Source organism: Synechococcus sp. H55.10 (genome assembly GCF_047502715.1).
GTDB lineage: Bacteria > Cyanobacteriota > Cyanobacteriia > Thermostichales > Thermostichaceae > Thermostichus.
In genome coordinates this window covers 1-7,239 of sequence record NZ_JANSJJ010000082.1, presented here as the reverse complement: position 1 = coordinate 7,239, position 7,239 = coordinate 1, and the positions used below count along the sequence as shown (strand labels likewise).

Here is a 7,239-nt window from a genome sequence, read left to right as displayed (position 1 = left end):
TTAACCAGCGTAACTTTGGACGGCTGTGGCAAATGGTGCGCCGGATCAACACGCTTCATCCAGGACAGCCGGATCCTCTGCAAATGCGCCCCGACCAAAAGTAGGTGCTGCCCTCACCCCCAGCCCCTCTCCCTGAGGGAGGATCCCTCACCCCCGGCCCCTCTCCCTGAGGGACTCCCTCACCCCCAGCCCCTCTCCCTGAGGGAGAGGGGAGCTAGATAACCCTGGGCAGTGTTGTTGGTCAAGCAGACGCCACTTGGGTAGGCTAGCCGTTGGCTAAGGACTCCGTCCCGCTGACGCGAGCGGCGGGATTGAGTTCTTTTGCCGGAGAAGGGGGAGAGGAGAGCAGTTGCTGCTCCACCAGGTGGGCAAACTCCCGCTCGAAGGTCACCAGGGCGCGGTTGGTTTTGCCCCCCAGGTAAAGCCCTGCTTCCGTCTCCAGAGCCCAAACTTGGCTGTAGCTGAAATAGCTCATCACCACCCCCAGCATCAGCAGCCCAAAGCCAAGATAGACAAGAGGGATCCCTGGATCCGATTTCATTTGCAGGCCGGTGGCGCCGATAACCTCATCTAGGTGCAGGGTAAGGGGGTTGGGAAAGCGCTGCGGAGCCACTTCGTCGAGGGCCAGGCTCATGCCCTGGCGCAGGGATCCTACCCACTGGCCCTGGGTGTCGTAGAGCAGGGCCGTCCCCTGCAAATCTGGCAACAACAGCGTCAAGCCCTCGCTTAGATCCGGTCGGGTAGGCACAAAAGCGCCCCAGAGCTTGCTGCCCGCCTGGGTGGGCACCGGCACCACTGGAATTTGGAAAGGGGGGCTGTTGTTGAGGCGGATGCGGATGCTGTCGATGCCCCAGTCGGCTTGGTAGAGGGTCACGCCGCGGTAGGAGAGGGGATGGTTGACAGAGATGGTCTGGCGCCTGACCTCCTGTCCCCCATCCAGAATCGAGAGATCTGAGTAAAACTGCTTTACCCGTCCGTCGGGAGCATAGTCAATCCAGAAGCGGTTAACCCGAATTTGCCAGGTGGGCAGACGAGCCAGATCCCCTGCCCCGGTTACATGTTCAATGGCGGCAACCCCACCACTGGGGATCAGCTCCTGGGCCTTAAAGCCCCCGAGGCTGCCCCAGATGGCCCCCAACAGGATTAGCAGCAGGCTGACGTGCACCAAGATGGGGCCGAACCGTCCGATTAGCCCCTTGCGGGCGTAGAGCCGGGATCCCTCCTCAAACACCGCATAACCCCGTTGGCGCAGCCGCTGCGGCAGCCCCTCTAGGGAGTGTTGGGGCAGATAGATCCAAAAGGGCAGCCGCCGGAAGGAAGAAGGACGGGTGAGGTAGCTCCAGCGACGGGCCACCTTGAGCATCGGCCACTGGCGCGTGAAAGAACAGGCGGCCAGGCTGCTGCCAAAGAGGATCAACAGGGCCAGAAACCAAGGGGTGCGATAGACGTGATCCAACCCCAGCTTGAGGATCAGCCGCCAGGTGAGAAAGCCAAACAGGGCCGGATGCTCAGGATAGTGAGCCTGGTAGAAGGCCACCGTTTCCTCTTGCTCGATCACCGTGCCCAGGGCGCTCAAAAGGGCAATCGCCAAGAGAAGGCCAATGGCTAGGCGCAGATCCGCCAGCAGCGGCAGCAGCTCATGGCGACAATACCGCCGCAACAGCGGAAGAGGGTGGATAACCATGGGAAGTTGTTAGCTCAAGACTTGGATCGCCGCTCCCAACTGGAGGGCAGCCCCATCTTAGCCTGTAGCGGCAGGGATCCCTCAGGCCCAAGCGGAGAGGATCGTCACGGTGCCAAAGCCCACCAACACCACGCCACTGGCATAGGTGAACCAGCCTGACCAGCGCCGCAGGGCCAGCAGTTGCTTGAGCGAGCCGGCAAACACCCCTGCCAACAGCAGCGGCAAGACCAGCCCCAGCGCATAGGCCAGCAGCAACCCGCCCCCCACCCAGGGCTGCCCCGTGGTGGAAACCCAAGCCAGCAAAGCCACCAAAACCGGCGTGCTGCAGGGAGAGGCCACCAGGCCAAAGGTGGATCCCAGCAACACTGCCCGGCCTAACCTGGGCCATTCGCCGGGGATCTCCAACCGGTTGAACCAAGCGGGAAAGCGCAGGGGAATCACCTCCAGCAGGTTGAGCCCCATCAAAATAGCAACTCCCCCCACCACAGTAGGCCAAAAGGATCCCGTCTGTCCGTAAACGCGGCCCAGCAAAGCTGCCCCTAAACCCAGCAGGGTCAGGGTAAAAGCCACCCCAGCCGCAAAACCCAAAGATTGGGCCCAGATGTGCCGACGCACTTTTCCGGCCCCTTCATCAGGGTTGGGGGTGTAGCCGCCGATATAGCCGATGGTCACCGGCAGCATCGATAGCGTGCAGGGGGAAAGACTGGTGAGCAAGCCGGCCAGGCCCACCGCCAGCAGGCTGACGGGAGAGAGGTGCTGCAGTTGACTCTGGACAAGCTGGGTTGCCCATTGTTCCAGGTGGTAGAGCCAAAGCTGGGCCATACTCGACATAAGCTCAATCCGTCCAACACAAGCCCAAGGTAGCACGAACGTCCCCAACCCCACCGGAGCTGCGCCCGCTACCCTTCCTCATTGCCCAGGTCTTGAGGAACTCTGCGGGGCTGGTTAACCGGGAACTGCTGCCATTCCTGCTGAGTTCGTTGCAGCACCAGCAGCAATTCGTCCCACCTTTCACCCTCGATCAACCGTTCTATCTGTCCCAACTGCGCTCGGTAGCTGCACAGGGTAGTCAGCAGCGCCTGCCGATTGTGGCGGGCCATCTCCAAACCCAATTGCGGGATCCCTCCGCCAACACGGCTGGTATCGCGGAATCCGCTGCTGGCTAGGGTGCGAGCCAAATGCAGAATGGCGGGATCCGCCTCTTGGCTGACGGCTGCGATCAAACCGGCGCTGACCATCACCGGCAAGTGGCTGATCCAGGCCACCGCTTGGTCATGTCGCGCGGGATCGGTGCAAACGGCTTCTGCATCAACAGCAGCCACCAGTTTTTTCATGGCAGCAAGAGCTTGCGGTTGGGTCTTGGCGATGGGAGTGAGCACGTAAGGCCGCCCCCGAAACAAGCCGGCTTCTGCCGCTTGGATCCCTTGTAGGCTTTTGCCGGCCATGGGGTGCCCTCCCACGAACAAAGGCCACAGTTCGGTTGCCGGAGCAACAATGGGCTGCTTAACCGAGCCGACATCGCTCACCACGGTCTCTGCCGATAGATAAGGCACCAAGGCGGCTAGGGTGGCCAACACCTGATCCAAAGGGGTGCAGATCAGCACCACTTGAGGGTCAAAGCGGGCCAACTGGGCCAACTCGGTTCCACAGCCTTGAACAGCGCCCCGTTGCAGAGCCTGTTGGCAGGTGGCCGGGGTGCGGCTCATCCCCCACACGGGATATCCCTTTTCGGTTAGCTTGAGGGCCAGGGATCCGCCGATCAACCCCAACCCGACAATGGCAATGCGCATGGTATGGCCACTTCAAACCAGATCAAGACACTCCCCAAGTGTTCCTCACTCCCACCCTCACCCCCAACCCCTCTCCCTCAGGGATATCCCTCACCCCCAGCCCCTCTCCCGGAGGGATATCCCTCACCCCCAGCCCCTCTCCCTCAGGGAGAGGGGAGTTAGGGCGGCACCTTCGCGACAGCGTTGCGTCGCAATAACGACGTAACAAACCGTTGCATTGCTATTTGAAATAACCATATCTCGATAGGCTGGCGATCCCCAGTCACGCTAAGTCAACAGGTGCTTTGGTGGCGCCCTTCCTCCTCCTGAAGAACCAACACCTCAGAAGCAAAGGCTCTGGCTGCCCTGTGGAAAAGCATACAGCCTCGGTATGCAGCCGCTAAGATGGAGGGATGAGCTGGGTAGCCCCCACAACTCACCCGGATCTTTCACTTCAGGAGGGGACCGTGCTTCATCGTAGGATCTATCAACTCAGCCGCGAAGGCAAGGATGTGTGGATCTACCTGCGCGATCAGGGACGCTGGCTGGAACGAGCCAAGATCCTCGATATCGAAGGGGATACCATCCTGGTTCGCTACGAAACGGAAGACGAGGAGGAGATCTGCTCTTGGGAGGAGATGATTCGTCTGGAAAGCATTGGGGCTGTTGCCCAGCGCCTTTCCACCATTCCCAAGGGAATGCTTAGCACGTCGGATTTGCTCATCTCGGAAGATTGTCCCCCTGCTGAATTGCTGCATTCGCCACTGTTGCCCGCGGAAGGGGAAGATCATCCCAGCGGCGAGCGCCTCGTCGAGGACTACTACCTGGATCGGGAGACTCCTGCCGAGCTGCCGGTGCGCTCAACTGGGGAAGATCTCAAACGGGTGGATCGTGCCCGGCAGGATGTCGAGGGGCAGCGGGAGAGCAACCACGACTAGAGTGGTTCTCTAGAGTTCAGCTTGTAGAGCTGTGGGGAGGAGGGATCCCATTGGGCGGGGGCGGATGGTCAATGGGCCGTAGAACTCCTCTTGGCACAGCTCTACCTGGGAGCGGGCAGCCATCAGCAGCAATGACCAGAAGACTTGGATGGGGTGAATGGCACCGCTGCTGCCGTTTTGGCAAAAGTGCTGCTGGAGAGCCGCAAAGCTGACCTGGGTCAGGCCCTGCTGCCAAAGTTGAGCCAGCAGCGACTCTAGCTCGGCGGTGGTTTCCAAAAGATTCTCCGGGTGGGCTAGCTGGGTGATGGCTGACAGCGCTTGCTGGCGAGAAACCCGTTGGGATAGGGGCCTTGGGGCAGCTTCGGGCCGGTGCTCCAGCAGGGTTTCCAGCTCTTGCAGGTGGACGATGAGTTCTTTGAGGGTGACAGGCCGGCTACGTTGAAGACGCGGCACCGCCCTGGGTTGCAACACGCCATCCAAGTCCGCCAAAGACCAGCTTGGCAAGGGATCCGCTTCCACATCCGCCGGACTGGGCTCACCCTCGTCTACTTCCGGTTCTGCCAAAGCCATCGCCTTGAGATAGACCAACATGGCAGCATGGAGCAGGGCTTGTCCCGACTCAGACAGGTCATGGCTGCTGCTGGTGGAGGCTATGCGGCTCAGAAAGCGGTCGATAACCTCGATAACCTGGACATCCCAGGGGTCGATCTCGCCGCGTTCTGCCAGATCGATGAGCAGGGCAATTGCCTCTTCGGTCGGTGAGTAGGCCATAGCACCCTACAGCTCCCTGCTCCTTACTGTAGCCCTCAGGCCGGATCCCGGCTATCTCTGACATCTCCGCATCTCTATGGCCGTCCGGCTTTTCGGCTCAACGGCTGACCCTTGGCTCTGGGGTACAAGCCCCGTCCGCCGCAGGCCTTGGTAAGGAAGGGGCGGGGCACTCGATCATCCCAGAATCCTCCTGCCTATCGCTATGCGGAAGCAAGCCAGCAGGTCGGGGAGTTGTCAAGCGATCATCGCATAATATAGAATCCTGCTCTAGTCGGATAGCTGCTAAAGTAGTACCTACGGGCGGTTAGCACAGTGGTAGCGCACTTCCTTCACACGGAAGGGGTCACAAGTTCGAATCTTGTACCGCCCATCTCTTCAGTTGCTCTGAAAAGCCAGGGGGTTCATCCCTCTGGATTGGGGCGCGGCCAAGCTCTCCGCTGCCGGACCGGTGGAGAAGAGGAAGCAGGATAGCGTAATGAAAGGGTTGAGGCCATGCAAGGACTCCGTTCCGCCGACGCGAGCAGAAGCATCCGCTCCATACTCCTGGGCTTGTGGATACTGATCCTGCTCGTCTTCCTCGTCCAAAACTGGGGATCCACAGCAGCGGTCGTTGTGGCCGGTCAAGCCGGCGCTGCGATTCCTTTGTCGCTGACGCTGTTGACTGCCTATGGGGTAGGAGTGGGCTTGGGGTTTCTGTATGTGGGCGCTTGGCGGCTGCATGACCGGGTGTTCCAGCGACAGGCAATCCGCAAGTTAAACCAGCTCATCGAGCGAGTGCGCTTCTTGGAAGCGCAGATCATCCCCCCTGACCACTATTTGCCTCAGGATCTGCCGGAGGAGGAGCCGGATCCCCAGGCAGGCCGCTATTCCTATTCCAATATCCCGCCGGAACGCATTCGCGAACCCGGTGAACCTGAGGAGGAAGGCGACGCGGCCACAGCCCCCAACTGGCGGATCGTCCGACGGCCCTATCCTGTCGAGGAGGAAGAGGAATGGGACTCCTAAACTGGTGGCGATCTTCTGCGGCTCCCTTGTCTGAGTCCGACCCTCGACCGGAACCCCAGGGACAGAATAACTATCTGCTGATCGTTCTCGACAGTTGCCGCTTCGACAGCCTGCTGGCTGCCAACCCCAAGCATCTGCTCAAGTTGGGATCCCTGGAAAAGCGCTGGAGCTACGCTTCCTGGACGGCTCCCGCCCATTACAATCTGCTCATGGGCCTGCTGCCCCACACCAGCCCCACCCAGGTCTTTGCTTCCGAACACTACAAGCAGGATTACTTGCGCTACAACGAGCGCCTCGGCACCCGCCAACCGATTGAGTTCAAGCATCTGCTGCCCCACCTCTATTTGCCGACGCTACTGAAGCACCAACTGGGCTATACCACCCACGCCATGGTCTCCCTGCCGGTGCTCAACCCCAGCACCCTGCTCAATCGCGACTTCGATTCCTACCGCCTCATGCCCCAGCACAACGATATGGCGGCCATGGTGGAGCAGTTGCGCTTTGAGCCGGATCGCCCCAGCTTTTACTTGTTAAATGTGGGCGAAACCCACTATCCCTACGCGTTGCCGGATGAGGATCCCGGCCTGTGGCCCCGCATCTCTGGGGTCAATGGCGTGTTAAAGCGCCTGGATGAAGGGGAAGAGACCGGGATCCCCTTTTTCAGCGCTGCCCAGTTGGAGGAGCTGCGCCAACGGCAGATCGAGGCGGTGCGCTACCTGGACGGGGTCTTTGAGCAACTGTTTGACCTAGTTCCCAAAAACACTTACATCACGGTTACCGCCGACCACGGCGAATTGTTCGGGGAAGGGGGCTATTTCGGCCATGGCCCTATCCACCACGAAAAGGTGCTAGAGGTGCCTTTTATTGAGGGAAAAATTCGCTAGGACAACACCCAGCCCCTCTCCCAGAGACCCAAGCGCTCCGCGCCGCTCACGCGACCACCCCCGGCCCCTCTCCCAGAGACCCAAGCGCTCCGCGCCGCCCACGCGACCACCCCCGGCCCCTCTCCCAGAGACCCAAGCGCTCCGCGCCGCTCACGCGACCACCCCCTGCCCCTCTCCCAGAGGGAGAG

Annotated in this window: 7 protein-coding genes, 1 tRNA gene and 1 pseudogene; 4 read left to right on the top strand and 5 right to left on the bottom strand. The window is 60.7% G+C overall.

All coding sequences use genetic code 11. The features are described 5' to 3' along the window. Positions 1-265 precede the first annotated feature (265 nt). The 3 genes from NW858_RS06635 to NW858_RS06625 all read right to left on the bottom strand — a co-directional run bounded on the left by NW858_RS06635 (position 266) and on the right by NW858_RS06625 (position 3,474). Entirely contained in the window at positions 266-1,684 is a 1,419-nt protein-coding gene (locus NW858_RS06635) for a cytochrome c biogenesis protein (RefSeq protein ID WP_414520155.1), read from the bottom strand. An 81-nt stretch (positions 1,685-1,765) separates the two neighbouring features. After that, positions 1,766-2,515, bottom strand: a complete 750-nt coding sequence (locus tag NW858_RS06630) for a cytochrome c biogenesis protein CcdA (protein WP_414337200.1) — start codon at positions 2,513-2,515, stop codon at positions 1,766-1,768. 68 nt (positions 2,516-2,583) lie between these two features. Then, entirely contained in the window at positions 2,584-3,474 is an 891-nt protein-coding gene (locus tag NW858_RS06625) for a prephenate/arogenate dehydrogenase (protein WP_414334234.1), read from the bottom strand. Between the two features lie 446 nt (positions 3,475-3,920). Here NW858_RS06625 and NW858_RS06620 point away from each other — a divergent pair. Then, a pseudogene (locus NW858_RS06620) lies at positions 3,921-4,214 on the top strand (DUF6679 family protein); the annotation flags it as partial. A 186-nt stretch (positions 4,215-4,400) separates the two neighbouring features. Here the strand turns inward: NW858_RS06620 and NW858_RS06615 are convergent. Then, complete coding sequence (locus NW858_RS06615; RefSeq protein ID WP_414509654.1) at positions 4,401-5,162, bottom strand: segregation/condensation protein A; 762 nt, start codon at positions 5,160-5,162, stop codon at positions 4,401-4,403. 298 nt (positions 5,163-5,460) lie between these two features. On the opposite strand from NW858_RS06615, the gene NW858_RS06610 reads away from it, so the two are divergent. Further along, positions 5,461-5,532, top strand: a tRNA-Val gene (locus tag NW858_RS06610). Between the two features lie 5 nt (positions 5,533-5,537). Here the strand turns inward: NW858_RS06610 and NW858_RS06605 are convergent. After that, positions 5,538-5,786, bottom strand: a complete 249-nt coding sequence (locus tag NW858_RS06605; RefSeq protein WP_414334230.1) for a hypothetical protein — start codon at positions 5,784-5,786, stop codon at positions 5,538-5,540. Between NW858_RS06605 and NW858_RS06600 the strand changes: the two genes are divergently transcribed. Together NW858_RS06600 and NW858_RS06595 are read left to right on the top strand one after the other, a co-directional pair. Next, positions 5,775-6,167 carry a LapA family protein gene (locus NW858_RS06600; RefSeq protein WP_414334228.1) on the top strand — a complete coding sequence of 131 codons (393 nt, stop codon included), beginning with the start codon at positions 5,775-5,777 and terminating at the stop codon, positions 6,165-6,167. The genes NW858_RS06605 and NW858_RS06600 overlap by 12 nt on opposite strands. Next, positions 6,155-7,051 (top strand): sulfatase-like hydrolase/transferase, encoded by an 897-nt coding sequence (locus tag NW858_RS06595; protein WP_414337198.1) that lies wholly within the window; start codon positions 6,155-6,157, stop codon positions 7,049-7,051. Before NW858_RS06600 ends, NW858_RS06595 begins: the two co-directional genes overlap by 13 nt. Positions 7,052-7,239 lie beyond the last annotated feature (188 nt).

Excerpts from the sequence above, each read along its gene's own strand:
- NW858_RS06615 (WP_414509654.1), bottom strand. The coding sequence starts at position 5,162 with ATGGCCTACTCACCGACCGAAGAGGCAATTGCCCTGCTCATCGATCTG.
- NW858_RS06635 (WP_414520155.1), bottom strand. The coding sequence starts at position 1,684 with ATGGTTATCCACCCTCTTCCGCTGTTGCGGCGGTATTGTCGCCATGAG.
- NW858_RS06625 (WP_414334234.1), bottom strand. The coding sequence starts at position 3,474 with ATGCGCATTGCCATTGTCGGGTTGGGGTTGATCGGCGGATCCCTGGCC.
- NW858_RS06595 (WP_414337198.1), top strand. The coding sequence starts at position 6,155 with ATGGGACTCCTAAACTGGTGGCGATCTTCTGCGGCTCCCTTGTCTGAG.
- NW858_RS06630 (WP_414337200.1), bottom strand. The coding sequence starts at position 2,515 with ATGTCGAGTATGGCCCAGCTTTGGCTCTACCACCTGGAACAATGGGCA.